This window comes from Thermococcus profundus (genome assembly GCF_002214585.1).
Taxonomy (GTDB): domain Archaea; phylum Methanobacteriota_B; class Thermococci; order Thermococcales; family Thermococcaceae; genus Thermococcus; species Thermococcus profundus.
Genome location: NZ_CP014862.1, coordinates 897,957 through 922,992 on the forward strand (window position 1 = coordinate 897,957; position 25,036 = coordinate 922,992).

Here is a 25,036-nt window from a genome sequence, read left to right on the forward strand (position 1 = left end):
ATGACGACCCTTGCCCAGTCTGATTTGTGATGACGTCGGTATTAGCTGACGCCGGGGCGGCGAGGTTCGCGGGCCGATGACCCGCCCCCCATCTGGAGGGAGTGACATGAGCGGCAACGGAAGCAATGGGGACGATGGCTTCATTGAGTTCTACGCGAGCGAGGCCTTAACCTGCCCGCGGAGGATATACTTCCGCCTCATGGGATACCCCGAAAGGTGGCCGGAGTTTGTCAGGGTTCGCCTGAACCAGGGGATAAACACCCACAGCGTTCTCGGGGAGATCCTGCAGAAGCGCTTCGGCTTCGAACTTGAGAAGCACCTCGTCCTGCGCTCCAACAAGCTGGGGTTTGAGATCCACGGCAGAATCGATGCGTTTAGGGATTTCCCGATAGAAATAAAGGGGAAGACCAGCCTTCCAAAGACCCCCTACGACTACCACATGGCCCAGCTCAACATCTACCTCCGGTGGGCAGAGGCAGAGTACGGCTACCTCTACTACATCAAGCTCCACGACGAGCCTATGAAGATCATAGGAAAGCTCGACTTCTCGGACTTCCCAGTGGTCAGAGGGCCGAACTTCAGGGTCTTTGAGGTTCCCTACGACAAACACCTCTTCAGGGAGACGTTGAGGCACTTCTACAACGTGAAAAAAGCGTACGAGAAGGAAAAGCCCCCAAAGGGTCAGTACTCTTACATGTGCAAGTTCTGCCCATATAGATACCTGTGCTATCCCGACGAGGAATGAGTCTGTGAATTGCAACCTCAAAGGTCAGCCTAATCTCTGTGGTTGCCAACCACATAATTTCGAGCAAGCTTTGTGGTTAGTAACCGCAAAGTTTAAGGGAGTTGTGGACAAGGATTGAGCATGAAGATCGAGGAACTCAAAAACGTTCTGATCTCTCAGAGGGAAGAACTTCTGGACTTCGTGAGCAGGGAAAGACTAGTGGAGAGGGACGTCGAGAGAAGCGCTAGGGAGTTCCTTTCCTTCCCCAACGTTCTCGCCATACTCGGCGTGCGGCGTTCTGGAAAATCGGTTCTATCATGGCGCCTCGCGGGGGAAGACGCTCTTTACGTCAACTTCTTCGACGAGAGATTGATCGGCTTCAAAAGCGGGGACTTTGAGAGGCTTCTCAGTGCTGCACGGGAGCTCTGGGGGGAGCCCACAACTATAGTCCTCGATGAGGTTCAGGAAGTAGAGGGCTGGCAGAAGTTCGTCTCACGCATGAGGGTGAACAAGAGGATCATCGTCACCGGCTCGTCCTCAAAGCTCCTCTCCGGTGAGATGGCCACCTATCTGACCGGGAGGCACGTTGAGCTCACGCTCTTTCCGTTTTCATTCCGCGAGTTCTTAAAGCTTCGCGGGGTCGAGCTTGGGGAGAACTGGGAGCACTCAGATAGAAAGCTGGCAGAGATAAAACGCGTCCTCAGCGAGTACCTTGAGATGGGAGGTTTCCCCGAAGTTGGGAAGTTCGGAAAACTGTACCTGAATCAGATATACCGCGATCTCGTGGAGCGGGACGTGATAATGAGACACAACGTAAGACACCGGGAGGCTCTAAGGGAACTCGCGAGGTACCTGATTTCGAATTATTCCTCTGAGTTCACCTACTCCAAGCTTGGTTCGATAGTTGGCCTAAGGGACGTTCACACAGTCAAGGATTACGTTTCATACCTAGAGGAGGCTTATCTAATCTTCACGCTGATGCGCTTTTCTTTCAAGCCCAAAGGCCAGCTGCTAGCCCCTAGAAAGGTCTATCCGGTAGACACGGGCATAGCAAGGACGCTCTCCCTGAAGGCCCATCCCGAAAGGGGAAAGCTCATGGAACTGGCGGTGTTCCTCGAAATCCAGCGTTCACTGAGCTACTCTTTTATCCCTGGAGAAGTCTATTACTGGAGGGACGATAAGGGAGAGGTGGACTTTGTAGTTCGGTTGTCTCATACATTGCTTCCCATCCAGGTGACTTTCTCCCTTGAAGACGCACATGCAAGAGAAATTGGAAATCTGGTGCGGGTTTCTAAACTTCTCCGGTCAAAGAAGGCCCTCGTGGTCACATGGGAGGAAAAGGAGAAGAAGACCATAGACGGTGTTGAAATTGAAATCCTTCCCTTATGGGAGTTCCTGATGAAGGGGCTCAGCCCCTTCTTACCCTCCACTTGAGTCCTCTATCAACGACTGCCTCTATTTTTCCTTCGTTGTACAGCTCCGCTATGAAGGCCCTCACCGGGACTAGGTTGAGGGCGAGCTTCTGGGGCGTGACTTCGACGCCGTAGTGCTCCATTATCCTGAACGCCAGCTCGTCCATGCCCATTGGGCTCTCAAGTAGTCTCAGCATCAGCGATTCAGTTTCTTCCACCCGGTTAAGGTTGAAATCGAGCAGTTCGGTCGCTTCCTCCCCTTTAACGGGCTTTCCATGGGAGGGTATCAGGAGGTACCCCTTTTCTGAATAATTCCGTAATTCCCTAATCGAGGTTTTAAATAATTCTGGGTCAATGAGGTAGGGCAGACCAACGGAGATGATGACCCTCTCGCCGAAGAAGGAGTCGCCGGCGTAGAGAAGGCCGTTCTCTTCATCGAGAAAGCCCGTCATCCCCGGGGAGTGGCCGCTGAGTTTGATTGCCTTCATCCCGAAAATTTCGTCCCCCCACTCGAAGACCGCGTGAACCTTCACCTCATCCGGGAACTGGAAGATGAGAAAGCCGCGCGGTGCCTTGGAGCCGAAGGTGAGCATTTCTCTGTTCAGCGGGCTCTCGGCGATGGAGAACTCAAAGCGGTGCATGAAGAGGGGAGCCTCCAGCCTGGGAGAAACGGCTATGTGATCGGCGTGTCCGTGGGTTGCTACCTGGGTCTTGATTTCCACGCCGAGTTTCCTGATCTCCCTCCTAAGATCCTTGTGCCGCCCGCTCCCGTGGCCGGGATCAACCAGAACGGCCCCTCCCTCAAGAACCCTGACGAGGGTCGAGGGGCTTCCGGGATAAAGGTACGCAGAATCACCGAGTTTTCTAAGCGCCATGTTACCACCGTAGAAATTATGGATGGGAGAATAAAAGGTCATCGATGAAATTGAAAAAAGCAGGGAAAAGGGACTTCAGACGTGTCTTGGGTAGAGGGTCTTCTTGCCCTCGTCCTTGGCCCTCTTGACTGCCTTCTCAATGAGGGCCTTGATCTCGGCCTCGAGGGCGTCGTAGAACTCTGGGTTAACCCTCATCTCGGCATCAAGGCTCTTAACGTAGTCCTTAACCTTTGACTTAACTATCATTTCGGCCATTTTTTAACACCTCCTACAGCGGGCTGTCGCGAGGACAGCTCCGCCCATAACTGGTAAGAAGAGTTTATAATCTTTCCTCTGTCCCCATCAAGCAAAAGGTTAAATCCTCGAAGTCCTATTGATATCAAGGTGGTGGGATGAGGATAGCCCTAATTGACGGGGAGCACTATCCCGACGTGGTGAAATGGGCTCTCGGACAGCTTGGAGATGTCTGTTGTGCCGTCTTCCTGGGGGGAACGGAGAAAATAGGGAGTCTGGAAGAGGTTAGGCAAAAGCTGGGCATCAGGATTTATTACGAACCATCGGATTACCTCACGGCGCTTTTCCTTGCCCTCCGGGAGAACCCAAAGGTGGAGGAAGTTGTTGACCTCAGCGACGAACCCGTTCTCAACTACGAGGATCGCTTTAGGATAGCCTCCCTCTGCATGCTTTTTGGGGTTCGGTACCGCGGCGCCGACTTTGTGTTCACACCAAAGCCCTTGAGGAAGACAAGGAAGCCCAGCATAGCCGTTATCGGTACTGGAAAGAGAATCGGAAAGACTGCCGTGAGCGGGTTCGTCGCGAGAACTCTGAAATCTATAGCTAGGCCCGTTGTCGTTACGATGGGGCGCGGAGGGCCGGAGGAGCCGGAGGTAATAGACGGGGAGAAGTTTGAGATAACCCCCAATTTTCTCCTGAAGATGGTTGAGATGGGCAAGCATGCGGCGTCTGATCACTTTGAGGACGCACTGACCTCCCGGGTAACGACGATAGGCTGCAGGCGTTGCGGCGGAGGTATGGCTGGCTTCTCCTTCTTCGACGTCGTCGACAAGGGGGTAGAACTCGCGGAGAGCCTTCCCCATGACCTCATAATCCTCGAAGGTAGCGGGGCAACTTTTCCAGCCTACCGGGCGGACGGCTATATCACGGTTGTGGGTGCGTCCCAGAGGGCGGATTTCATCGGGAAGTACTTCGGCCCGTTCAGGATCGCCCTTGCGGACATAGTGGTCGTTACTGGATCCGATGTCGTCCCCGGGGAGCGGCTGGCTGGGCTGGAAGGGGTGATCCAGAGAATCAACCCGAACGCGGATATACACTTCACAGCATTTAGACCGAGGCCCCTTGGGGAGGTCGCCGGAAAGAAGCTTGCGCTGGTGATGACATCACACACCGCCCTTTCCCGGGCAGGGGAACACCTAGAGGCCATGGGTGCTGAGGTTCTCCACGTTTCTGGCAATCTCTCGAACAGACCCGCACTCCTTGAGGATCTGAAGGCTTTCCAGGGCATCGATGCGGTAGCCGTTGAACTGAAGGCAGCAGCGGTGGATGTAGTAACTAGGTGGGCGGTGGAGAGGGGGATAGAGATTGTCTACCTCGACAACGAGCCTGTCAATATAGACGGAAAAGACCTGAGGAGCGCGGTTCTTGATCTGGGAAAGAGGATCCTCTCAAAGGGGGACGGGGGATGATAATAGTAACGGACTCAGAGCGGAAGGTGAGGCTTCCCTTTTCTAGGGGTATACTAACGCGCTCGATAACGCTCGCTGGTGTCGACGTTGGCATAGCCTACGCGATAGCCGCAGAGGTTCAGAAGGAGCTCGAGAGGAGGAGGAAGTACGCGGTTACGAGCGAGGAGATAAGGGAGATCACCTATTCAAAGCTCGTTGAAAGGGGTCTGAAGGAGGCCGCGGAGAGGTACCTTTTCTGGAGGACCCTCAGAAGGAGAAGGGTGAGGCTTGCCGTTCTTCTTGGAGGCGCTACGGGAGTGGGAAAATCAACGATAGCAACCGAGCTGGCCTTCAGGCTCGGAATAAGGAGCATAATAGGCACGGACACAATAAGGGAAGTTATGAGAAAGGTGATAGCGAAGGAGCTTCTCCCGGATATCCACGTTTCGTCCTTCATGGCTGAGAGGGTTGTGAACACTCCGAAGGGCATGGATCCGCTTATCTATGGCTTCGAAACGCAGGTGAAGCACGTTTCAGTTGGGATAACGGCCGTCCTGGAGCGTTCAAGAAGAGAAGGTTTAAACGCCCTGATAGAGGGGATCCACGTTGTTCCGGGGTTTATAGAGCCCAAGGAGAACGAGTTCATGTACATCATCACCGTTCCGAGCCAGGAGCATCTTGTATCCCACTTCTATGAGAGGGCCAGGTATTCGGTGAGGAGCGCCGAGAGGTACGTGAAGAACGCGGACAGGATAATGCGGATACAGGAGTACCTTGTGGAGCGCGCGCGGGAGTTCGGGATACCCGTTATAGAGAACGTCGAGCTCGAGAAGACCGTCTCGACAATAATGGAGGATATGATGAAGAGGCTGGGAAAGGGGGAGAGCAGGGAGGGAGGTTAGCTCTTCCTCTTCCATATCCCAAGGAGCTTCTTGCTCCCCCACGTGGACTGAACCTCCCAGACAACGACCATGTCTGTGTAGATGTCGATGAGGTTGAAGCTGTTCCCGAAGGGGTTTCTGTGTAGCTCCCAGCTGACGGAGCCGGCGTTGACTATCGGGGTGTTCTCAATTTTGACCCCATAAGCGTTCCCGCCGTGTCCAGTGAGGACCAGCTCGGTTCTCTCCTCGGTCAGCACCTTCAGAACGTCGCCCGCGTCTTCCAGAAAGCCTATTTCCCTGCTCTTAGGTATTGGAATGACGTTGTGGTGCATCGCCACTATTCTGAACTTCCCCTCGTACTCCTCGAGGATCCTCCTAAGCTTCCTCTGCCCCATCCTGCCAACCACGCCGATGGGTGTCTCGTACTGGGCGCTCAAGACTGGTATTATCACGACGCCGTTGAGCTCCAGTATTTCCGGCTCCCCGAAGTACTCCTGGAACAGCTCGTAGCCGAGGTAGGTTATGTCGTTGTGCCCCGGAACCACGATCTTCGGCGCCGAGAGCGACTTGTAGTACCCGTAGGCCTTATCGTAGTAGCGCTCTATGCCCGCATCAACGACGTCCCCGTTGTGTACAACGAGATCGGGCTTCAGCCTCTCGTTTATCATCCTGATGACGTTATCGAGGGTTCTCTTCCTGAAGTAGATCCTGTCCGAGACGTTGCTCTCGCTCACCTGGACTATCCTCAGAACGCGCCTCCCTCCTGGAACAAAGATCTTGGGCTTTATCGGGCTGTGCTCCTTCTCGATCTCGTCCCCGGTTACGCGCCGTATGTTGACCCTTACGCTTCCATCTTCATGGAGCTCTATGATGTTGTAGCTGTTCACGTCCCCCCTCCGCGTCTTCCGGCACGAGGTACATCCAGCGTTGTCTATGACGAGGTCTTCCACGCGGTACACGTTGGGAACGTGCTTGTGGCCGCAGGTGTAGAGCGTGACTTCGTTTCTGAGGAGGAGATCGAGGACATCCCCCGCGTTGAAGAGGACGTTCCGCTCCCTTCCCGTGTCTGGAAGGGGAACTAGGTGGTGGTGGGCAGCTACTATCTTGAACTTCCTGTCAGAGTACTCCTCAAGCGTCTCCTTGAGCCAGCGGAACTTGTTGCCGCCGATCCGGCCGTCGCTTAGGTCCGGAATGGTTGAATCCACCCAGATGACGACCCCTTCCTTGAACTCGTAGACCCCGTTTAGGGGACCGATAAACTCTTCAAAGAGTTTGTATCCAACGTTCCTGACATCGTGGTTGCCTGGAAGAACGACCAGCGGCTTTTTTATTTTCTTCAGCTGGTATGCGGCCTGTTCGTACTCCTCGCGAAGACCCTGGTTGGTTATGTCGCCCGTGTGGATAACAAAGTCGAAGTTCCCGCGGTTTATTTCTTCCACGATGAGGTCGTAGGCGTAGCCTTTGAAGGCTCCCTCGTTGGTTATGTGGGTGTCGCTTATGTGGGCTATCCGTATCATGGCCATCACTCCGTAGCTATCGCCGTTTCGAGCTTTCTCCTGCTCGCTTCAAGGAGGTCCGTTATCGAGAAGATGCCGGTTATCTTTCCCTCTTCCTCCACTAGGATGTGCTTGATGCCCTTCTTGCTCATTATGTCGAGGACTTCCCGCAGGGGGGTTTCGGCCGAGACCGTTACGAGCTCCTTCGTCATTACCTCTTTCACCGGGGTCGTGTTGGGGAGCCCTGGAACCACCACGCGCCTTATGAGGTCCCCCTTTGTGAGGAATCCTATCACGAAATCCTCCTCATCGACAACCACCAGCGAGCCTATATCGAACTCCGTCATGACCTCTCCCGCGCGCTTTACTGTGTCGTCGGGCCTTACCCCAATAAGTTTCCGGCTCATGTACACCTTTATGGGGGCCCTCATCTCCATACGGATCACCGGAAACAAATTAAGGCGGAAAAGTATAAAACCCTACCTCAACCGAGGACGAGTTCCTGAACGCTGAAGGTCTCGTCTCCGAAGTCAATATCAACGTAGAACGCGGTGCCGTTCACTGCGTTCTTCCATTCTGCCCTGTGATAAAGCTCCAGCGTTGATGAGCCCACCGCAAAGAGGTTCTCCCTCCTAAGAACGATCTGCCTGACGTAGTCCCAGTTCTCGCGCTTCAGCAGGTAGGTGGGCTTTGAGTAGGCCGTCACGAAGCCGGCGGCGTTTCCAGAGGGGCCCAGGAAAAGCGTCCCTGTGTTGAAGCTGGTGTTCGCTGTTTTTGCAAGTATTGAGTAGTGCTTTAGAACCTCGTCCCTCTCAAAGGAATCCAGCTTCCTGCACAGGTAGGCACCCATTGCATAGCTGTCGGAGGCGCCTTCAAAGTGAGTCTCCTCGAAGTCCGCCAGTTTTATCACCTCTGCCTTGTTGAGGTCGCCGTTGTGGTAGACCCAGTACGAGAACCCCTTTCTGCTGGAAAAAGCGAACGGCTGGACGTTGAACAGGTTTTTTGCACCTTGGGATGCCGCCCGTGTGTGGGCGATAACGGCCAGGAACCCTTGAAGGGAGTCTTTAAGCCTCTCAACGCCTTCAATGTCTTCGAAAATGGGTCTGCTGGAGCGGTAGTGCATCACCGATTCCTTCTTGAGGAGCGCGTACCCCCAGCCGTCCCTGTGGGCCTTTCCCTTTCCCCTAGCTTCCTTGTAGGGATCGTTTTCAGAAGCCTTAACGAGGGCATCGAGGAGGGGCTTGATCTTTTCACCTTCCCCCACTGCGAAAAGAACGCGGCACAACTTGATCACCGGTATCCCTTGGGGTGGAGAGGCTAAAAACCTGCCGAATCCAAAACGTTTTTTAGGGTGTGGTGTTTAGTGTACTAGTGGCATAAGTGCAATCGGTGAGTTCTAATGGTGGAGAGCAAATCCAGCGTTCTGGACTCTTCACATCTTTCATCGAGATCATCGGTGGCAATGGACCTCGGCCCAATAGCCGAGAGCATAATGCGAGTCCTGAAGAAGATCAACGCCCACAGGAGCCTTTATGAGAGCAACGAGGAGGCGGTAAAGCAGCACCTCATAGGGGAGATAATGAGGGCCCTTGGATGGGAATGGAACGACCCGGAGGAGGTAAGGCCCGAGGCCAGGACGGAGGAAGGAAGGGCAGACTACGCACTCATAATCGGGGGCGAGATCGTCGCTTATCTGGAGGCGAAGAACCTCAGCGTTAACGTGTTCAAAAGAGAGGACCCCCTCCGTCAGCTCGCCAAGTACTGCTTCAACACCGGCGTTAAGTACGGGATCCTCACCAACGGGGCCATGTGGATAGGTGTTAAGGCCTTTGAAGTTGGATCCAGCTTGCGTGAGAGGATACTCGTCAAGGTGAACATCCTCGAAGAGCCCCCGATGAAGGCAGCACTTAAGCTCTCCCTTCTCTCTAAGGGCCGGATAAACGAAATGGAGAGGCTCTCGTCCCTTCTGAAGGCCTTAGAGCTCAGCTTTATGGGGCTCATAAAAGAGGGTTACCCCAGAGAGGCGCTCTTCGAGTACCTCAAGGTCGACAGGGGGAAGAGGATAGTGCCCATATACCTCCTCGAAGGCCACGAGATCCCGAAGGTGGCCTACGTCTACGACAACGGCTGGAAGATGCTCCCGCTTCCCGAGAGAACCATGAAGGGTGTTCTCCTCGCTGTTCTTCTCTACATGGGGCAGAGGGCCTTTGGAGATGAAAAAAAGGAGATAATGGCCGCCTACGAACAGCTCAAGAGGATTCCCCTGGAGCAGAGAAAGGCCCATGAGATACTCCTCAGGCTTGAGGAAGAGGAGAAGCTCAACATCTCTGTGGAGCTATGAGGCTCGTTATAAGAAGGGATGATCTGGTGGGGATCATAAAGAGCGCAGGGGAGAGTGAGGGGGAGATCTGCGGCTTCCTCCTCGGCAGGATAGAGGGTTCGGCAGTCTTCGTTGAAGAGGTAAGGGGGACTAGAAACAAGCTCAACTCGCCTATTGCCTTTGAAATCGATCCCCTTGAAACTGCGGAAGTTCTCGACGAAGCCGAGGGGAAAGGGCTTGAAGTCGTTGGGGTCTTCCACTCCCACCTCGAGTGTCCGCCAGTGCCCTCGGGAAAAGACATTGAGGGCATGGATCTTTGGAGGAACGTCTGGCTGATAGTAACTCCCTCCGGAGGATTCCAGGCTTGGATCCTTGAAAACGGCGAAGTAAAAGAAGTTAGAGTTGAAACTAGGTAGCTACTCCCCGAATACCTTCCACAGCTCGTCGGTTTTTGGCCTTGGGAAGGGCCGTTCTTCCCCATCCACTATTGCCACGCGCTTCTTCTCGGCCAGGAACTCCCCGATAACGGCCGCATTTATGCCCTTTGAAAGCAACCTCTCAACGACAAACTTCGCGTGATCCCTTGGAACTGCCGCCAGGAGGGAACCCGAGCTTATCAGCGCGAGCGGGTTTAGGCTGTAGAACTCGCACACCTTGAGAGTTTCGTCCCTGATTGGCACCCTGTTTGGGAACACCCGAAAACCCAAGCCTGCCGCATCGGCCATTTCGTAGATTCCATTTGCTATTCCTCCCTCCGTCGGGTCGTGCATGGCGTTGGCGTAGTCCCGAAGAACCGTCGCCTCAGGAACGATGCTGATATAATCTATGAGCGAAGAGGCCCTCTCCACGAAGTCTCCTCCGAAGGCGCTGGCCAGTTCCTCCCTTTTCTCCCGCGCTATTATGGAGGTTCCCTCAAGCCCCGCCCATTTCGTCATGACTATTGCATCCCCGGGTCTCGCTCCATCGGATCTGACGAGCTTTTCCTTCTCAACCTCCCCCAGCATCGTGCCGATCACTATGGGCCTGTTCAAACCAGGGGTTACCTCGGTGTGGCCCCCCACTACGGAAACACCGATATTACGTGCCGTTTCGACGATATCCCCCATCAATCCGGAGAGTAACGCCTCATCTCCGTTCTCGGGCAGGAGTATCGTGACTAGGAACCACCTCGGCCTCGCACCGAAGGTAGCCACGTCGTTCGCGTTTACGTGGACGGCATAGAATCCGATGTCCTCAACGGCTCCGGTTATGGGATCTGTTGAAGCAACCACTATCTTTTCGCCGAAGTCTATCGCCGCCGCGTCTATCCCCTGGCCGGGACCGGTTATGACCCTTGGATCCGATTTCTCAAGCCGTTTAAAGACGAGTTCCTCCAGCTTCTCGGGCGGAAGCTTTCCAGGTGGAAGACCCATCATTATCACCTCACACTCCAGATCACAAGGAACATTAGGATGTAGGTGAGAACGGAGAGGATTATATGAACCTTGGTCCACAGCCCGGATCTCCTTCCGTTGAGGAAGATCAGTGCACCGCTCAGCATGGCGGCGCTCATGAGGGTGAAGGTAAGCCAGCCGAGGGTGTGGTGGTCCAGGTTCATCTCAAACCCTCCCAACCGGGAAGATGTAGAGGGGCCTGCCCTCCGTTCCGAGGATCTCTGAGACCCGCTCATCGTCGAAGGCCCCAACCGCCACCGTTCCGAGTCCGAGGGCGGTGGCCTGCAGGTATATGTTCTCCCCTATATGCCCGGCTTCCATGTGAACGTACCTCACTCCCCGTTCCCCGTAAACTTCGGTCGCCCTCCCATAAAAAGCCACGAGAACTATGTCGACGGCCGCATTTCCGACCCAATCCTGGTCGAGCGCTGCCCTCTCCAGATCATCCCTGTAGTCTCCCCTCTTGATGAACATCAAGCTGTGCCTTTGGGGATTGTACTTGTAGATGCCGGGTTCCAGACCCTCCACGTTCCCAGCCACCACGAACACTTCGAAGGGGTAAGTGGCACCGGCGCTCGGGGCGGCGCGCTTTCCATCTGGGCTCGTTATCCCCTGTGCTGCCCAGAGAAGCTGGGAGAGCTCCTCAAGCTTCAGGGGCTCGGGCAGGTAATCCCTCATGCTCCTCCTCCTGAGTATGGCCTCCTCAACAATCATCTCCCCCTTAAACCGGGGTTTTGGAAGGGCTATCTCCTCTCCCGAGGCCGTTCCGCCGCTCTCCCTTGGGAGGTAAGGCTTCACTAGGAGGAGTGAGCTCAGCACGATGACCGTGAAGACGACGAACCAGCCGATCCCCCTGTAGTTCCAAGGCATGTTGAAAGTTTGCACCGGAAACTTTTAACATATTCGGACGGGGTAGTTCACCCCTTGTCAAAAAGTTTGGGAAGAAATCCGGGGAAAGGCCGCCAAAAGAAAGTCAGGCGGCGGTGTAGTAGTACTCACCCATCTCCTTCTGCTCCCTGTCCTTAACGGAGCCCTCCTTGTTGGCCCTCGGCCTTCCGGTGTCGGGGTCGCGCCTGAAGGTTATTCCAATGTTCGCTAGGAAGCGGTTCATTCCATCCCTCATGCCCATCGGCGGGAGGGCCCTTCCGTGCTTTCCAGGCTCGCCCTCGAAGACTATCAGGCGGTCGCTGAGGTAGTCGACCATCATGACGTCGTGCTCGACTATCAGAGCGGTCTTCTCGTTCTTTGCCATGAGGGAGCGGATGGCCTTTGAGACCGCTAACCTCTGCTCGACGTCGAGATGTGCCGATGGCTCGTCAAGGAGGTAGAGGTCAGCGTCCCTGAGCAGGCAGGCCGTTATGGCAACGCGCTGGAGCTCACCGCCCGAGAGCTCGTTGACCTGCCTATCGTAGAGTTCCGGAATTCCGAGCGGGTTGAGCAGTTCCGTCTTGTAGAAGTTGCTCATGAGCTTAGCGGCGTCTATTTTGCTCAGCAGGTCAAAGACAGTTCCCTCGTAGTCGGTCTTGATGTACTGGGGCTTGTAGCTAACGGTAAGCGACCAGTCAACCTCCCCCTCGGTGGGCTTCTCGACTCCAGCTAACATTTTCACGAAGGTCGTCTTTCCGATACCGTTGGGCCCGACTATGCCGACGACTTCGCCAACGTAGAGCTCTCCACCCTCTGCCTCAAGCCTGAAGGAGCCGTTTTCGTACTCCTTAACGAGGCTTGGGTACTGGACGAGGATTTCACCCTCCTGGCTCTTCCTCTCGCTCTTCTTGGTGAAGCTTATCTCGAAGGGTCTGAAGCGGACGTTCTCGTCCCTCAAGTATCCCCTAAGGAACTCGTTTATGCCGTTCCTCGTCGATTTCGGCTGGGAGAAGATACCGTAGGCGCCTGGCTTGCCGTAAACTACATGGATGATGTCGCTCATGTAATCGAGGATGGCCAAATCGTGCTCAACCGTTAGAACCGCCTTCCCTGAATCGGCGAGCTTTCTTATCGTCTTGGCGATCCTGAGCCTCTGCCTTATGTCGAGGTAGCTTGAGGGCTCATCGAAGAAGTAGAAGTGCGCATCGCGGAGGAGAGCGGCGGCTATGGCGACGCGCTGGAGCTCACCTCCCGAGAGCTGCCTTATGTCCCTGTCGAGGATGTTCTCCAGTTCGAGCTCCCTCGCGACTTCATCGAGCCTTCCGCTCTCGTCGGCCCTCTTGAGGAGGTCTCTAACTTTGCCCTTAACCGCCTTAGGTATCAGATCGACGTACTGGGGCTTGACGACGGGCTTTATCTCCCCGTTTTTCAGCCTCTCGAAGTAGTTCTGGAGCTCGTTGCCGCGGAAGGTCTTGATCACGTTGTCCCATTCCTCGTTGTCGCCGCAGAGGTTGGGGATAAGCTGGCCCGAGAGGATTTTAACGGCGGTTGTCTTACCCGTTCCGTTCGGACCGAGGATTCCAACCACCATGCCGTCCTTGACGACGGGGAGACGGTAGAGGACGAAGGCGTTTATCCCGTACCTGTGAACACAGTCCTCGTCGAGCTGTTCCGGGAGGTTGACTATGGTTATCGCGCCGAAGGGGCACTTGTGAACGCAGATTCCACAGCCGGTACAGCTGGCCTCCTGGATAATCGGTCTGTAGTTCTCCTCGTCGATTATTATCGCTTCCCCGCCCATTCTGTTGACGGGGCAGACTCTCTCGCAGAGGAAGTGCCCGCACTTGTCGGGGTTGCACTTGTCGTAATCGATGACCGCTATCCTGCTCATCCTCACCACCGGGCCGGACTGGGAAAAGGTATTTTAAAGGGTTGCGGGGGTGAAACGGTAGCTCCTCCTATTTTGAATGACCCACTGTACTCCAACGCAACTAATGGACAAAAAATGTAAAATACAAGCCCTCACATTTTCCGCTTTCTCCAGAGAAGCGGGAGAAGCGGCAGGAATACAATTAGCCCTGGCCCGCAGGTGACGTTGAAACTGAACCCGTTTGAAGTTTCCGAAGTCGAAGTAGTGGGTTTGGAAGAAGGCTGGGATGAAGGGTGGAATCCAGTTTGGCTCTCCGTTGTGGTCTGCTGAGTATGTGGGGAGGATTTAGTTGGTGCCTCTGTTTGTGTGGGCTGGGTTGTCCGAGTTTGGGAGGGGGCAGTTGAAGTAGACGCTGAGGTGCAACCCCACGCGGTTTCAAACTTTGGGGTGACATTGTAGATTTCGGCGTCTGTATCGTGGATCTGGGCGTTTGAATCTTCCACCTCGGGGTTTGTCCCGCTCACTTTGGCGTTAGAATCGTGCACTTCAACGGAGGCTTCCTCATCCCAATTCCATCCAGAGTACTGGGGAACGCGACTAACGTTAATGAGACCTACATAAGGTCCACCGGCGAATACTGCGGTTCCGTCCTCCCGGATTTTGACGCTCGTCGTGTACATTGCCCTGGCCCACTTAAGGTTGCCGTTCGTGTCGAGAGCGAGCAAATAGGAATCCCCTGCTACCAAAATATCCCCGCCGGGGGTTAGAACAACCGCGTGAGCGTAGTCATCCTCGCTTCCGCCGTACGTCTTCTGCCACTTAACGTTGCCGTTCCCGTCGAGTCTCAAAAGCCAGAAATCCCTTCCGCCAGCACCGAAGCCCTCGGTGTCCCCTGCGACGATAATGTCGCCGTTGGGAGCAATTGCAACTGCACTAGCTTCATCCCACTCTTCTCCCCCGTAAGCCTTTCCCCATTTGAGGGTTCCATCCTTGTCAAGCTTCAAAACCCACGCGTCAGACCTGCCAGCACCAAAGCTACCTGTGTTCCCAGCTAGGATAATGTCGCCGTTTGAAGAGATTGCAACTGCGAGAACAGCCTCTCCGCCGCTTCCGCCGTACGTCTTCTGCCATTCAATTTTTCCGTTCTTGTCCAGCCTAATAACCCAGACATCATTCTGACCAGAGCCGAAGCTGTAAGTGTATCCTGCCACTATAACGTCGTCGTTGGGAGCTACAGCAACCGCGAGGGCTACATCAGGGTTGCTTCCTCCGAATGCCTTTCCCCATATCACGTTTCCATCTTTGTCGAGCCTGAGAACCCACGCATCATCATATCCCGCGCCGAAGCTTGAGGTGTCCCCTACGACGATGATGTCCCCGTTTGGGGCTACATCCACAGAGTAAGCCCAATCGTAACCCCTTCCTCCGTAAGTTCTTCCCCAGTTGGCATTCCCGTTTTCGTCAAGCCTCAAAACCAAAAAGTCCTCGTTACTAGCGCCAGAACTACCGGTTCTTCCTATGATAACTATATCGCCGTTTGAAGCTACGGCAACCGCATTAAATTGGCCGTCTTCGGAATTCTTCACCCAATAATGAGCGCCTCCTGTGGTGGCTTTCGCTGATGGCGTCATAAGAGCCGCCACTAACATCACGAGCCCTAATAGGGCAATAATGTTCTTTTTCATTTTCTATCTCCCCTCAGCACTCAACGTGAAAAAAGAAAATGTCACTCCCTCCGCCTTCTCCACAGAAGCGGTAGAAGGGGTAAGAGGGCGATTAGTCCGGGCCCGCAGGTGACGTTGAAACTGAACCCCTTTGAGGTTTCTGAGGAAGTGCCCGCCGATGAAGACCGGGATGGGGTGTGGAATCCCGTTTGACTTTCCGTTGTGGCCCGCTGGGTGTTTGTGGGAGAAGGCTTGGTCGTGGTTTCCGTTTTTGTCCGGGAATTAGACGAGCTTGTCTTCGTATGGGGTGGCGAACTTGCTGTGGAAGTTGCCCCACCCTGGCCTCCGGGCGAGAGCTTGATAACGTAGACATCGTTACTTCTAGTTTCAATTGAATAGGTGTATCCCACTATTATGTAGCCTCCATCACCAGTCTGCCGAATAGAATACCCTTTATCCCAAACGCCGCCTTGTGTGGGATCGTGGACACTTTCCGCATCGAATGCCTTTTCCCATTCCAAGTTCCCATCGGGGTCAGTCTTGATCAGATAAACATCGTATCCCTTTGAGCTCGAGAATGTGTACCCGACGATCGTGTAACCTCCATCGTCAGTCTGCAGGACAGAGAAGCCACAATCAGCGTTGCTTTCCCCGAATGTCTTTTCCCATCTTAGGTTTCCCGTGGGATCGACCTTAATCAGGTAAACATTGTAACCACCTGAATCGGATGAAAATGTAGTTCCGGCTATTATGTAATCACCATCCGCGGTTTGCTGGACGGAGAAGCCTCTGTCATCCCCCTCCCTTCCGAAGGTTCTTGTCCATTCTATATAACCACCTGAATCAGTTTTAACCAAATAAACATCGTTACTTTGAGTTTTAGTTGAATATACGTATCCAACTGTTATGTAGCCTCTATCTTTGGTCTGCTGGACGGGATGATCGCCAACATGCCCAAAAAAATTGTCACGGATTCCGCCGTACTCGTTTTCCCACTCAATGTTCCCTTTTGAATCAATCTTGGTCAAATAGATCGAATTGGGTGTGTATTTGCGTCCAGTGATAATGTAACCCCCGTCGTCGGTCGGCTGAACAGAGTGGCCTTCAATCGCCCTCTCCCCTCCAAACGCTTTTTCCCATTCCAGATTCCCGCTGGAGTCAGTTTTGATTAAGTATACTTTTCTACCGCTCTTGAGCGATTCTGTATACCCAACAGTGATATAACCCCCATCGGGGGTCTGCTGAACGTCGTAGGCACCATCATTGTCGTCTCCTTCGAACCTCTTCTCCCACTCGAGGTTTCCCTTTGAGTCGATCTTGACCAAGTAAACGTCGTCTGAGCCTTGAAGCACCGTGGTTCCAACTATTATGTACCCACCGTCTATAGTCTGCTGCACCGAATAACCGTAATCATGGTCGATCTCCTTTCCAAAGGTTCTCTCCCACTCCACCTTCACTCCCGCCTCGGACTGGGCGTGTACTGAGGCAACCATAAAGGTCAAAAAGAGAATTATCGCCACGCCAATTAGTGGTTTGCCAATCTTTCCCCTCCAGGCCTTGGGGGGCCCGTTTTGGGCAAAAACAGGGATTTTCATAACGCTCCCTTCCTACCCTTTTAGACTGCCGCCCCAAGAATCTCCCAAACCGGAAGAACTCAGGGTTAAGCGGTCTTGTTTTATATTGCCGCTTTCAAAGTATTTATAAGTTTCTGAGGGATGACTAAATATCAACATTAAGCCCATATATACTTTACAAAAACCAGCTAAAAACTGAAAAAGTTAAAGTTAAAACCGCAATGATCGTCATCCTAGGATGCCCCCTTGTTTCCGGCGAGTAACATGAAAGGAAAAGACTCACGCTTCCCTCTCTATCCTGTGGAGCAAAACCTTAAGCCGCTCGATGAAGTCCTCGCCAATCGGGATGCCCTCCTTCAGCATGAGCTCGACCTGAGAGATGGCGTTCTGAAGCTCATCGTGCTGCTCCTTCGTGTAGAACTTCAAGTCTTCAAGGGCGTTCAGGAGCTCGGCCTTGTCGTTTAGCCTCGCGCTCAAGAGAGCAAGCTTTGCAGTTTTTTCAACGGCCTCCTTTGTTAGCCTCTTGATTTCCTCCCTGGAGCGGCTCCTCTTCAGGGTTTGCTCGGTTTCCTCAAGGCTCTTCTTTAACTCCTCGCGCTCCCTGTGGAGGATTTCAAGATCCTCCAACGCGCGCAAGAACTCTTCAACGCTCTGGTAGCGCTCCTCCTTCCTCTTTGCGAGAAGCTTCTCGATTATCCCGTCGTACCTTGCTAGGGCTGGGTTGATCTTCGATGGTGGAACGGGTTTAACATCCTTCGCCAGGATCTTGCCCACGATCGCCCCCGGCGTGTATCCCTCGTAGGGGAGCTTTCCAGTTAAGAGCTCGTAGAGGATGACGCCGAGCCCGTAAATGTCAGTTCTATGATCTGGAGAGCCATAAGTCCCCTCGTCGAGCTGTTCTGGAGCCGCGTAGAGCGGTGAGTAGCCGCTGTGAGTTGAGAGCGAGCTCCTTGCGCTTATCTTCGCCAGCCCCCAGTCGGTTATCTTCGGGGTTAAGTCACTCCTAAGGAGAACGTTGAGGGGCTTGAGGTCGAGGTGCCAGATGCCCTTCGAGTGTGCGTGTTTTAAACCCTCAGAGATTCCCCTGATGAGCTTTAAGGCGGTCTTCTCATCAACCGGCTTGGGATACCTGTCAAGGTCTCTGATGGTCTCTCCGTTGAGGGGTACCCCTTCAATGTATTCCAGCTCAAGGTACGGAACAGGCAGAATGTCGGCCTTGTAGAGCCTCACGATGTTTGGATGGTTGAGGTGGTACCACGCGGCAATCTCCTTCAGGAAGAGTGAGCTCGTCTTCTCGTTTATGCGCGGGATTTTTAGGGCGACGATTTCGCCGTCGGATTTTCTCTTAACCTTGAAGACTTTGGCGAAACCACCCTCACCGAGGAATTCGAGGGGCTCGTACCTGTCGAGGAGTTGGGGCGGGAAGCCGGGGAGAAGGGGCGGTTGAATCGTAGAAGCTGGTGTGGGTTGTGGTTTGGGCTTCTCCGACGGTTCTTGCGTGGGGCGTTTCTCCAGCTTAGCCTCCGGCTTAGAGGAGGGTTCACTGGGTTTCTTTTCACCTCTTGTCTTTGCTGCGACCCCGCCAAAGAGTGCTAAGAGGATGAGGGCTCCGAGAGCGTACGGGAGTTTGGATGAGCTCCCTGAAGAGGAACTTAAGGGAGTCGTTGATGAGGGAGAAGTTGAAGACTGGATAGGGCTTGATGTTGTTGTAGTCGTAGTGGTCGTTGTTGTGCCGGTAGTTGTCGTAGTGGGCTGAGAAGTCACTGCAGTGGTAGTTGTTGTAGTTGGGGTTGTGGTGGTTGTTGGTGATGTTGTAGTGGTCGTTGTACTGCTCGGCGTGCTGGTTGTCGCGGTTATGGGTTTCAATTGTGGAGTTAGCAAGAGTGTTTTTCCGGCAGTTATCGTAATGTTCGCGGAATAACCCTCGTATCCTTCCTTGACGAGCCTTAACTCATGTTTGCCCTTTGGAAGCTTATAGTCAGTAATAGGAGTCGTGCCAATGAGGGAACCGTCCACGTAAACTTTGGCCCCTTCTGGGGAAGTTATTGACAAGTACCCGAAAAGGGGCGATAATGCTGGGGAGAGCGTCTTGTTTTCTCCGGGGTTAAGGGTTATCGTGGTAGTGTAGTTCTCGTAATCCTCCTTTGAGAGTTTTACCTGGTAGGTTCTGGGGTTAAGCCTGAGGTTTATCGGTGTTGTTCCTTTGTAGGTTCCGTTAATGTAAACCTCAGCTCCGCTTGGGGTAGAGTTTATTGAAAGAGTTACTGGTTTTGGACTCAGAGTAGCTTCAACAGTAGTTGTCTTGCCTGGTTCAATAGTTACAGCGGTAGAGTAATCCTGGTAGGTTTCTTTTCTGATTTTTACCTCGTGTTTTCCCGTTGATAATTTGTAGTCTTTTAGGGGAGTCTCCCCTATATAAGAGCCGTTAATGTAAACTTTAGCGTTTGAGGGGGTTGATATGACAGTTATATATCCAAAGCGAGACTCAAGAGTGACGTTAATAGTCTTGATCTCTCCAGGATGAAGAGTTACTGTCTGAGTATAGTTTTCGTAGTCTTCTTTGGAGAGTTTTAATTGGTAAGTTCCATGGTTGAGGGTTAGTGTTAGTGGTGTCACCCCTTCATAAGTTCCATTAATGTAAACCTTAGCCCCGCTTGGCTTAGAGTTAATTGAGAGGATGGCGGAACTGTATTGTGTCTCTACATGAGGGCTCCATAATTGGGGATAAGCAGTGGAATTTCCCACTAAAGCCTGGGAATCCTCTGTTATTGCACTTGAAGAAGTGATATCAGCAGATGCGACAATTGAAATTGCGTTTGAGTCCATACAAAAGTCACAACTTGCCAATTCCCCGGAATAAGGTAACCTAAGAACCCAGGCATCCGACCAATCAACGCTGAAGCTGGAAGTGTAGCCAGCGACGATAATGTCACCATTTGGAGCCAAAGCAACTGCTAATGCCTCTTCACTAAACATTCCTCCGTAAGTCTTCTGCCACTTGATATTTCCCTCACTATCAAGCCTGAGAACCCAAACATCCTCTTTGCCAGCGCCGAAACTGTCAGTTTTCCCAGCAACGATGATGTCCTCATTTGGAGCGATTGCAACCGCGTAAGCCTCATCCCAATCACCTCTCCCGTAAGTCTTCTGCCATTTCACGTTACCATTCTCGTCAAGTCTAAGAACCCAAGCGTCATCATTATAATATCCGAAGCTTAAAGTGTAGCCTGCTACGATAATGTCCCCATTCGGAGCTATAGAAACCGCGGTAGCCATATCTCCCTCTTCCCCTCCGTAAGTTTTCTGCCATTTTATATTGCCATTCTCGTCAAGCCTGAGAATCCAAACATCATAACCACCAACGCCAAAGCTTTTAGTCCAGCCTGCTACAATAATGTCCCCATTAGGAGCTATGGCAACTGCTTCAGCCACATCACTATCACTTCCTCCGTAAGTCTTCTGCCACTTGATATTTCCCTCACCATCAAGCCTGAGAACCCAAACATCCTCTTTGCCAGCGCCGAAACTGTAGGTGCCCCCAGCAACAATAATATCCCCATTTGAAGCTAAGGCAACCGCAAGAGCCCCATCCTCACCGCTCCCTCCGTAAGTCTTCTGCCATTTCACGTTACCATTAGAGTCGAGCCTCAAAACCCACACATCCATTCCTCCAGCGCCAAAGCTTTCAGTCCAGCCTGCTACAATAATGTCCCCATTAGGAGCTATAGAAACCTCAGAAGGATAATCATTCCGGTCTCCTCCATAGGTTTTTGCCCAGGCAACACTTCCGTTCGGGTCAAGCTTCATTACAGAAATATAGTTTCCGAGGGCTCCAGTTGAGCGAGTATCCACAACCGCAATGATGCTCCCGTCTTGTAGGACTTTAACATCGTTGATGGCGTTGGCATCTCCAGTACTCATCCCCCCGTAAGTCTTGGCCCAGTAACTATCCTCTGCGGTTGCTTTAGCAGTGGGTATCATAAATGACCCTACTATGAGAACGGCAAACATCAGCGTGACGAGCCTTTTCATTTTTATTCCTCCAGGCCCGTTTCATCCCTGAAAATTATAACTTTGTTCCTTTTATTGGTTTCTTCCTAAGCGGACAAAATTTCAATCCATTGTTTAAATGGGAGACATCAGGGGTTGTGGGGCGAAGCCCCACTTCGGGGGTTTGAGAGTACAGGAAGCTTTTGGGAAAAGCTTCACCAAAAGCTTGAATGTCCTTTGGAATTGGTTTGGTAGTGTTGGATTCTCTAGGCAAATGGGCAGAGAAGTGCGGGTTTTCTTCTTTTTTTTTAACGCCCGGAGGGCGTTGCACATGAGCAAACCCTTTGGAAATTTGCAAATTAGATGTAAGAATCCCACTAAAATTGGGGCAAGTGCGAACGGGCATTCACTTTTCAAACCAATCCTGTTAAAAGCAATCAATCATTTTCCGCCAGCGCTGAAACTTTGCAAGCAAAGTTTCATCAAAGTTTGTGGCTCCCATTAAGGGTTCTGCCTTTGAGTGATTTCTCTTGAAAATTTGTTGTTGGAGTGGAATTCCAGTTTTAGCGAGCTTGTTCTCTGAGAGTTTGCTTTATAATCGACGCCTGAAGGGCGTCAAGGAGAGATAAACTCTTTTTAGTAGGCCGAATTTTGGAATTCATGCCTTTTTAGCCTGTGTATTACGAAAATCATTGTAGAAGGGCAATTTTAAGAAGAACCACGAACTTTGATCAAACTTTTGCTTGGCAAAAGTTTGTTTTCTGGCGGGCCGGGCGGGATTTGAACCCGCGACCTTCGGCTCCGGAGGCCGACGCCCCGTCCAGACTAGGCCACCGGCCCACGACCCGAGGATAGTATGGTCGAGCGTTTAAAAATCTAACCCGCAACTAAGCTTTTTAAGACCCTCGGCTAAATCCAATGGAGGTGGAGTCAATGACGATAGTCGATGTCAGGATCCTTGTGGAAGGTGCGAGCGACGTTGAGGTGGTAAGCAAGGCCCTCCAGGGGCTGGCCCTTGGGAGCGAGTACAACATAACGATCTCCTCGATAATCCCAACGACCAACATAGAGATAGCCAAGAGCGCCGCCGCTGGAGCAGATCTGCTCATAATAGCCACGGACGCAGACAGGGTTGGGAGGGATCTAGCGGAGAGGCTCTTTAACGAGCTCGGGCAGATGGTCGGCCACATAGAGAGAATGAAGCTCCCGCTCGGCCACGATTTGGAGCACGTCGACGTTGAACTCGTCAGGAAGGAGCTCAAGAACACTCTCGTGAGGGCGGGATTGAAGAGCCTTCAGGTTCTTCCTGAGTACATGGAGCTGAGAAAGGAGCTTTTGGACGTAAAGGGAAGCTACGACAACCTGGCCAGTCAGTACGAGGCACTAGAAAGGGAGCACGAGGAGCTCAGGAAGAAGTACGAGGAGCTCAGGAGCGAATACCTCAGGGTCAAGCAGGAGAACGAGAGCCTCCAGGCACTTCTTGAGAAGAAGACGAGGCCCGTCAAGATAGAGGAGGCCTGGAAGGCGCTCTTCCCGGCGGAGCCTGTTCCTCCCGAGGAGTACCTCGCGATAGCAGTTGAAAAGCTCGGCCTCAACGGAAAGATAGTCGTTGGACAGGGCTTCGTATACGCCGAAGACGAGGAGGCGGTGAACGAGCTGCTCAAAACGGTTTACCTCAGCATAGCAATCTCTGGAGAGCTGGCCAAGACAACCGAGACCAAAGAGAAGAGCGAGCCCGTGGAGAGAAGTCCCGAGATCATTGCAGAACAAACACTCGAGGTCGAGGAGGAAGAGGACGAGATAAAGAAGCTCCTCTCAAGCGTTGGAGGCGGCGAGAGCTGAGCTGATAGCTATGGAGCAGGGAGTAGACGATATCGTAGAGGAGTTCGCCACATACCTCGACCTGGAGGGAAAGAGCGGGCACACCATTCGAATGTACACCTACTATGTAAAGCGCTACCTGGAATGGGGCGGGAGCCTGAACTCGCGCTCCGCCCTCAGGTTCCTAACGACCCTCAGGAAGAGCGGCTACTCCAACAGGAGCCTCAACCTCGTGGTTCAGGCCCTCCGCTCCTACTTCCGCTTTGAGGGGGCGGACGATGAAGCCGAAAGGCTCAAGCCCCCGAAGGTTCCGAGGAGCCTTCCCAAGGCCCTGAGCAGGGAGGAGGTTAGAAAGCTCCTCTCCGTGATTCCTCCAACTAGAAAAAGGGACAGGCTCATCTTCCTTCTCCTCTACGGTGCCGGCCTGCGCGTCAGCGAGGTCTGCAACCTCAAGATAAGTGATGTTGACTTTGAGAGGGGTTTTATCGTTGTGCGCGGGGGTAAAGGCGCAAAGGACAGGGTTGTGCCGATCTCCGGTACCCTCCTCGATGAAATCCGTTCCTACCTCTCAACTAGAGACGACGACAGCGAGTACCTCATAGTCGAGGAGAGGCGCAGGAGAAAGAACAAGCTCTCCCCTAGAAACGTTTGGTATCTCCTGCGGAAATACGGACAAAAGGTCGGAGTAAAGGTCACCCCCCACATGCTCCGCCACAGCTTTGCAACACACATGCTCGAGAGCGGAGTTGACATAAGGGCAATCCAGGAGCTCCTCGGCCATTCAAACCTCTCAACCACCCAGATCTACACTAAGGTTACAGTTGAACACCTCAAGAAGGCACAGGAGAAGGCGAGACTGCTCGAATCCCTCCAGGAAGGAGAGTAGGAGGAGAATAAAAAGAAACGGTCAGTCCTCCCAGGGCTCCCTGTACTTAAGCGCCCAGCCGAACTCCTCCTTCAGGATGTCTATTGCCGCGTACGGCGGGATTATGCTCTTCTCGGTGATGATAACGTCCACGTACTCCGGCGGCGTTACGTCGAACGCTGGGTTCCAGACCTCTATGTTCTTCGGCCACTCCTTGAGCTCCTCCTCTGGGATGACTTCGGTTGGGTCGCGCATCTCTATCTCAACGAGCTGACCGAGCATGGTCTCGGGGTGGAACTTGTAGGTTTCAGCGGCAATCATCGTCCAAACCCTGTGCTCCTTGGCTGTGAGGGCTATTAGCGCGGTTCCGATCTTGTTGATGACCGCTCCGTTGGCGGTGATGCTGTCGGCGCCCATGACCACCTTATCTGTCATCTTCATGTAGTGCCTAGCGGCCGAATCAACAACGTAGATAACCGGAATGCCGTAGCTTGCCAGCTCCTTCGCCGTTATCTTGCCCTGCCACTTGGGCCTCGTCTCGGTGACGATGACCTTTATCTCCTTTCCCTGCTCCCACGCGGTCTTCATGACGCTTATGGCAGCTTTGCTGTGGCAGTGGGTCATTATGACGTCTCCATCTTCTATCCTCTTGGCGCCGATCTCACCTATCCGCTCCACGGCCTTCTCGGAGTTGTGGATGAACTCCTTTGCGGCCGTTATTATGACGTAGCGGAGTTGATCAAGGTCGGCCCCGCTGGAGTAGGTGACCTTACCGCGGTGCATGACGTAACGGAGGGCGTTCGGTAGGGAGACCGCCGTTGGCCTCGTCTCGTAGAGTATCTTTGAAGCTTCCTTCATCTCCTTCCAGAATTCCTCAATGTCCTTGGCTTTGCTCTCCTCGGCCTGTCGCTGAAGGGCGTAGGCGGCAGATCTGGCTATTTTTCCAGCGCCCCTTATCTCCATGTTCCGTATCTTCTCCGCTATTTCAAGGACTTCCCTGACCACAGGCATGTCAACACCTCCAAGTGTGCATTAATGGGTAATTTGGAAGTTGGGGCAGGGGGTTTATATCGTTTGTGCAGGCTGAAGAGGAAGTTTTTTAAAGCGATCCCTCAACACCACTCGGGAAAGGGCAGGGCCCAATGAATCCCGCTGATGAATGGAGGTGGGAGGAAATGGCTACGTTCAAGGTTGTTGTGTCAAACCCCAAGACCGGAACCGCAAAGCAGATCGAGCTGAGCGGAGACGCGGCTGACAAGCTCGTGGGAAAGCGTATAGGCGATGAGATACCCGTCAGCGAGCTCGGAATAAACCTCTCGGAGATCTTCGGCGAGGAGATCCCGGCCGATGCAAAGCTCAAGATCAAAGGCGGAACCGACAAGGACGGCTTCCCGATGAGGCCGGACGTTCACGGCCCGAGAAGGGTCAAGATCCTCCTCTCAAAGGGCCCGGGCTTCAGGCCGAAGGAGAAGGGCGAGAGGAGGAAGAAGACCGTCAGGGGCAACACCATAAGCCCAGAGATAGTCCAGATAAACGCGGTCCTCGTTTTCTGAGGACCCTCT

Annotated in this window: 22 protein-coding genes and 1 tRNA gene; 9 read left to right on the forward strand and 14 right to left on the reverse strand. The window is 53.2% G+C overall.

Annotation, left to right across the window (positions count from 1 at the left end; translation table 11 throughout):
* Positions 1–106 precede the first annotated feature (106 nt).
* Both cas4 and A3L09_RS05025 read left to right on the forward strand, forming a co-directional pair.
* A complete protein-coding gene (gene cas4 / locus A3L09_RS05020) occupies positions 107–745 on the forward strand; it encodes a CRISPR-associated protein Cas4 (protein ID WP_088857918.1) in 639 nt (212 codons plus the stop codon).
* Between the two features lie 120 nt (positions 746–865).
* The gene (locus A3L09_RS05025) at positions 866–2,158 is read left to right on the forward strand and encodes an ATP-binding protein (protein ID WP_088857919.1); all 1,293 of its coding nucleotides are present in this window, start codon (positions 866–868) and stop codon (positions 2,156–2,158) included.
* Here A3L09_RS05025 and A3L09_RS05030 read toward each other — a convergent pair.
* Together A3L09_RS05030 and A3L09_RS05035 are read right to left on the reverse strand one after the other, a co-directional pair.
* Positions 2,133–3,011, reverse strand: coding sequence for an MBL fold metallo-hydrolase (locus A3L09_RS05030; protein ID WP_088857920.1), 879 nt, complete (start codon positions 3,009–3,011; stop codon positions 2,133–2,135). The genes A3L09_RS05025 and A3L09_RS05030 overlap by 26 nt on opposite strands.
* Before the next feature lie 75 nt (positions 3,012–3,086).
* On the reverse strand, positions 3,087–3,266 hold the full coding sequence (locus tag A3L09_RS05035; RefSeq protein ID WP_088857921.1) for a hypothetical protein: 180 nt from the start codon (positions 3,264–3,266) through the stop codon (positions 3,087–3,089).
* Positions 3,267–3,403: 137 nt separating this feature from the next.
* Here A3L09_RS05035 and A3L09_RS05040 point away from each other — a divergent pair, with 137 nt between their 5' ends.
* A complete protein-coding gene (locus A3L09_RS05040; RefSeq protein WP_088857922.1) occupies positions 3,404–4,714 on the forward strand; it encodes a 2,3-diphosphoglycerate synthetase in 1,311 nt (436 codons plus the stop codon).
* The gene (locus A3L09_RS05045) at positions 4,711–5,595 is read left to right on the forward strand and encodes a 2-phosphoglycerate kinase (RefSeq protein WP_088857923.1); all 885 of its coding nucleotides are present in this window, start codon (positions 4,711–4,713) and stop codon (positions 5,593–5,595) included. Before A3L09_RS05040 ends, A3L09_RS05045 begins: the two co-directional genes overlap by 4 nt.
* Here the strand turns inward: A3L09_RS05045 and A3L09_RS05050 are convergent.
* The 3 genes from A3L09_RS05050 to A3L09_RS05060 are packed head-to-tail and all read right to left on the reverse strand — an operon-like array spanning position 5,592 to position 8,364.
* On the reverse strand, positions 5,592–7,091 hold the full coding sequence (locus A3L09_RS05050; RefSeq protein ID WP_198362300.1) for a metallophosphoesterase family protein: 1,500 nt from the start codon (positions 7,089–7,091) through the stop codon (positions 5,592–5,594). The two genes, A3L09_RS05045 and A3L09_RS05050, sit on opposite strands and share 4 nt — an antisense overlap.
* A 5-nt stretch (positions 7,092–7,096) precedes the next feature.
* Positions 7,097–7,507: a CBS domain-containing protein gene (locus tag A3L09_RS05055; protein WP_088857924.1), complete on the reverse strand. Its 411-nt coding sequence runs from the start codon at positions 7,505–7,507 to the stop codon at positions 7,097–7,099.
* 47 nt (positions 7,508–7,554) lie between these two features.
* Positions 7,555–8,364, reverse strand: coding sequence for a class II glutamine amidotransferase (locus tag A3L09_RS05060; RefSeq protein ID WP_335755355.1), 810 nt, complete (start codon positions 8,362–8,364; stop codon positions 7,555–7,557).
* Positions 8,365–8,469: 105 nt separating this feature from the next.
* On the opposite strand from A3L09_RS05060, the gene A3L09_RS05065 reads away from it, so the two are divergent.
* A complete protein-coding gene (locus tag A3L09_RS05065) occupies positions 8,470–9,411 on the forward strand; it encodes a type I restriction enzyme HsdR N-terminal domain-containing protein (RefSeq protein WP_088857926.1) in 942 nt (313 codons plus the stop codon).
* Positions 9,408–9,806: a M67 family metallopeptidase gene (locus A3L09_RS05070; RefSeq protein ID WP_088857927.1), complete on the forward strand. Its 399-nt coding sequence runs from the start codon at positions 9,408–9,410 to the stop codon at positions 9,804–9,806. The genes A3L09_RS05065 and A3L09_RS05070 overlap by 4 nt, the downstream gene beginning before the upstream one ends.
* Here A3L09_RS05070 and A3L09_RS05075 read toward each other — a convergent pair whose 3' ends face one another.
* The 8 genes from A3L09_RS05075 to A3L09_RS05120 form a co-directional block, all read right to left on the reverse strand.
* Positions 9,807–10,802, reverse strand: coding sequence for an AIR synthase family protein (locus A3L09_RS05075; RefSeq protein ID WP_088857928.1), 996 nt, complete (start codon positions 10,800–10,802; stop codon positions 9,807–9,809).
* Between the two features lie 5 nt (positions 10,803–10,807).
* Entirely contained in the window at positions 10,808–10,987 is a 180-nt protein-coding gene (locus A3L09_RS05080) for a hypothetical protein (RefSeq protein ID WP_088857929.1), read from the reverse strand.
* Position 10,988: 1 nt separating this feature from the next.
* The gene (locus A3L09_RS05085; protein WP_088857930.1) at positions 10,989–11,693 is read right to left on the reverse strand and encodes a SagB/ThcOx family dehydrogenase; all 705 of its coding nucleotides are present in this window, start codon (positions 11,691–11,693) and stop codon (positions 10,989–10,991) included.
* Positions 11,694–11,796: 103 nt separating this feature from the next.
* On the reverse strand, positions 11,797–13,581 hold the full coding sequence (locus A3L09_RS05090) for a ribosome biogenesis/translation initiation ATPase RLI (protein WP_088857931.1): 1,785 nt from the start codon (positions 13,579–13,581) through the stop codon (positions 11,797–11,799).
* Between the two features lie 131 nt (positions 13,582–13,712).
* Positions 13,713–15,146 carry a CGP-CTERM sorting domain-containing protein gene (locus A3L09_RS05095; protein ID WP_198362292.1) on the reverse strand — a complete coding sequence of 478 codons (1,434 nt, stop codon included), beginning with the start codon at positions 15,144–15,146 and terminating at the stop codon, positions 13,713–13,715.
* A gap of 140 nt (positions 15,147–15,286) precedes the next feature.
* The gene (locus tag A3L09_RS05100; RefSeq protein WP_088857933.1) at positions 15,287–16,819 is read right to left on the reverse strand and encodes a CGP-CTERM sorting domain-containing protein; all 1,533 of its coding nucleotides are present in this window, start codon (positions 16,817–16,819) and stop codon (positions 15,287–15,289) included.
* Positions 16,820–17,077: 258 nt separating this feature from the next.
* On the reverse strand, positions 17,078–20,830 hold the full coding sequence (locus tag A3L09_RS11015; RefSeq protein WP_232473585.1) for a PEGA domain-containing protein: 3,753 nt from the start codon (positions 20,828–20,830) through the stop codon (positions 17,078–17,080).
* A gap of 720 nt (positions 20,831–21,550) precedes the next feature.
* Positions 21,551–21,628: transfer RNA gene (locus tag A3L09_RS05120), tRNA-Arg, on the reverse strand.
* 93 nt (positions 21,629–21,721) lie between these two features.
* On the opposite strand from A3L09_RS05120, the gene A3L09_RS05125 reads away from it, so the two are divergent.
* Positions 21,722–22,630 carry a toprim domain-containing protein gene (locus tag A3L09_RS05125; protein ID WP_088857934.1) on the forward strand — a complete coding sequence of 303 codons (909 nt, stop codon included), beginning with the start codon at positions 21,722–21,724 and terminating at the stop codon, positions 22,628–22,630.
* A gap of 10 nt (positions 22,631–22,640) precedes the next feature.
* The gene (xerA, locus tag A3L09_RS05130) at positions 22,641–23,495 is read left to right on the forward strand and encodes a site-specific tyrosine recombinase/integron integrase (protein ID WP_088858990.1); all 855 of its coding nucleotides are present in this window, start codon (positions 22,641–22,643) and stop codon (positions 23,493–23,495) included.
* A gap of 21 nt (positions 23,496–23,516) precedes the next feature.
* On the opposite strand, the gene A3L09_RS05135 is transcribed toward xerA, so the two are convergent.
* Positions 23,517–24,485, reverse strand: coding sequence for a ribose 1,5-bisphosphate isomerase (locus A3L09_RS05135; RefSeq protein ID WP_088857935.1), 969 nt, complete (start codon positions 24,483–24,485; stop codon positions 23,517–23,519).
* Positions 24,486–24,649: 164 nt separating this feature from the next.
* Here A3L09_RS05135 and A3L09_RS05140 point away from each other — a divergent pair, with 164 nt between their 5' ends.
* On the forward strand, positions 24,650–25,027 hold the full coding sequence (locus A3L09_RS05140) for a 30S ribosomal protein S6e (RefSeq protein WP_088857936.1): 378 nt from the start codon (positions 24,650–24,652) through the stop codon (positions 25,025–25,027).
* Positions 25,028–25,036: the final 9 nt, after the last annotated feature.

What these genes read in the sequence shown, in the direction of transcription:
- A3L09_RS05050 (WP_198362300.1), bottom strand. Translation starts at nt 7,091, where the DNA reads ATGATACGGATAGCCCACATAAGCGACACCCACATAACCAACGAGGGA.
- cas4 (WP_088857918.1), top strand. Translation starts at nt 107, where the DNA reads ATGAGCGGCAACGGAAGCAATGGGGACGATGGCTTCATTGAGTTCTAC.
- A3L09_RS11015 (WP_232473585.1), bottom strand. Translation starts at nt 20,830, where the DNA reads ATGAAAAGGCTCGTCACGCTGATGTTTGCCGTTCTCATAGTAGGGTCA.
- A3L09_RS05065 (WP_088857926.1), top strand. Translation starts at nt 8,470, where the DNA reads ATGGTGGAGAGCAAATCCAGCGTTCTGGACTCTTCACATCTTTCATCG.
- A3L09_RS05125 (WP_088857934.1), top strand. Translation starts at nt 21,722, where the DNA reads ATGACGATAGTCGATGTCAGGATCCTTGTGGAAGGTGCGAGCGACGTT.
- A3L09_RS05035 (WP_088857921.1), bottom strand. Translation starts at nt 3,266, where the DNA reads ATGGCCGAAATGATAGTTAAGTCAAAGGTTAAGGACTACGTTAAGAGC.
- A3L09_RS05070 (WP_088857927.1), top strand. Translation starts at nt 9,408, where the DNA reads ATGAGGCTCGTTATAAGAAGGGATGATCTGGTGGGGATCATAAAGAGC.
- A3L09_RS05045 (WP_088857923.1), top strand. Translation starts at nt 4,711, where the DNA reads ATGATAATAGTAACGGACTCAGAGCGGAAGGTGAGGCTTCCCTTTTCT.
- A3L09_RS05080 (WP_088857929.1), bottom strand. Translation starts at nt 10,987, where the DNA reads ATGAACCTGGACCACCACACCCTCGGCTGGCTTACCTTCACCCTCATG.
- A3L09_RS05135 (WP_088857935.1), bottom strand. Translation starts at nt 24,485, where the DNA reads ATGCCTGTGGTCAGGGAAGTCCTTGAAATAGCGGAGAAGATACGGAAC.
- A3L09_RS05030 (WP_088857920.1), bottom strand. Translation starts at nt 3,011, where the DNA reads ATGGCGCTTAGAAAACTCGGTGATTCTGCGTACCTTTATCCCGGAAGC.
- A3L09_RS05040 (WP_088857922.1), top strand. Translation starts at nt 3,404, where the DNA reads ATGAGGATAGCCCTAATTGACGGGGAGCACTATCCCGACGTGGTGAAA.
- A3L09_RS05075 (WP_088857928.1), bottom strand. Translation starts at nt 10,802, where the DNA reads ATGGGTCTTCCACCTGGAAAGCTTCCGCCCGAGAAGCTGGAGGAACTC.
- A3L09_RS05085 (WP_088857930.1), bottom strand. Translation starts at nt 11,693, where the DNA reads ATGCCTTGGAACTACAGGGGGATCGGCTGGTTCGTCGTCTTCACGGTC.
- A3L09_RS05090 (WP_088857931.1), bottom strand. Translation starts at nt 13,581, where the DNA reads ATGAGCAGGATAGCGGTCATCGATTACGACAAGTGCAACCCCGACAAG.
- A3L09_RS05055 (WP_088857924.1), bottom strand. Translation starts at nt 7,507, where the DNA reads ATGGAGATGAGGGCCCCCATAAAGGTGTACATGAGCCGGAAACTTATT.
- A3L09_RS05100 (WP_088857933.1), bottom strand. Translation starts at nt 16,819, where the DNA reads ATGAAAATCCCTGTTTTTGCCCAAAACGGGCCCCCCAAGGCCTGGAGG.
- A3L09_RS05140 (WP_088857936.1), top strand. Translation starts at nt 24,650, where the DNA reads ATGGCTACGTTCAAGGTTGTTGTGTCAAACCCCAAGACCGGAACCGCA.
- xerA (WP_088858990.1), top strand. Translation starts at nt 22,641, where the DNA reads ATGGAGCAGGGAGTAGACGATATCGTAGAGGAGTTCGCCACATACCTC.
- A3L09_RS05025 (WP_088857919.1), top strand. Translation starts at nt 866, where the DNA reads ATGAAGATCGAGGAACTCAAAAACGTTCTGATCTCTCAGAGGGAAGAA.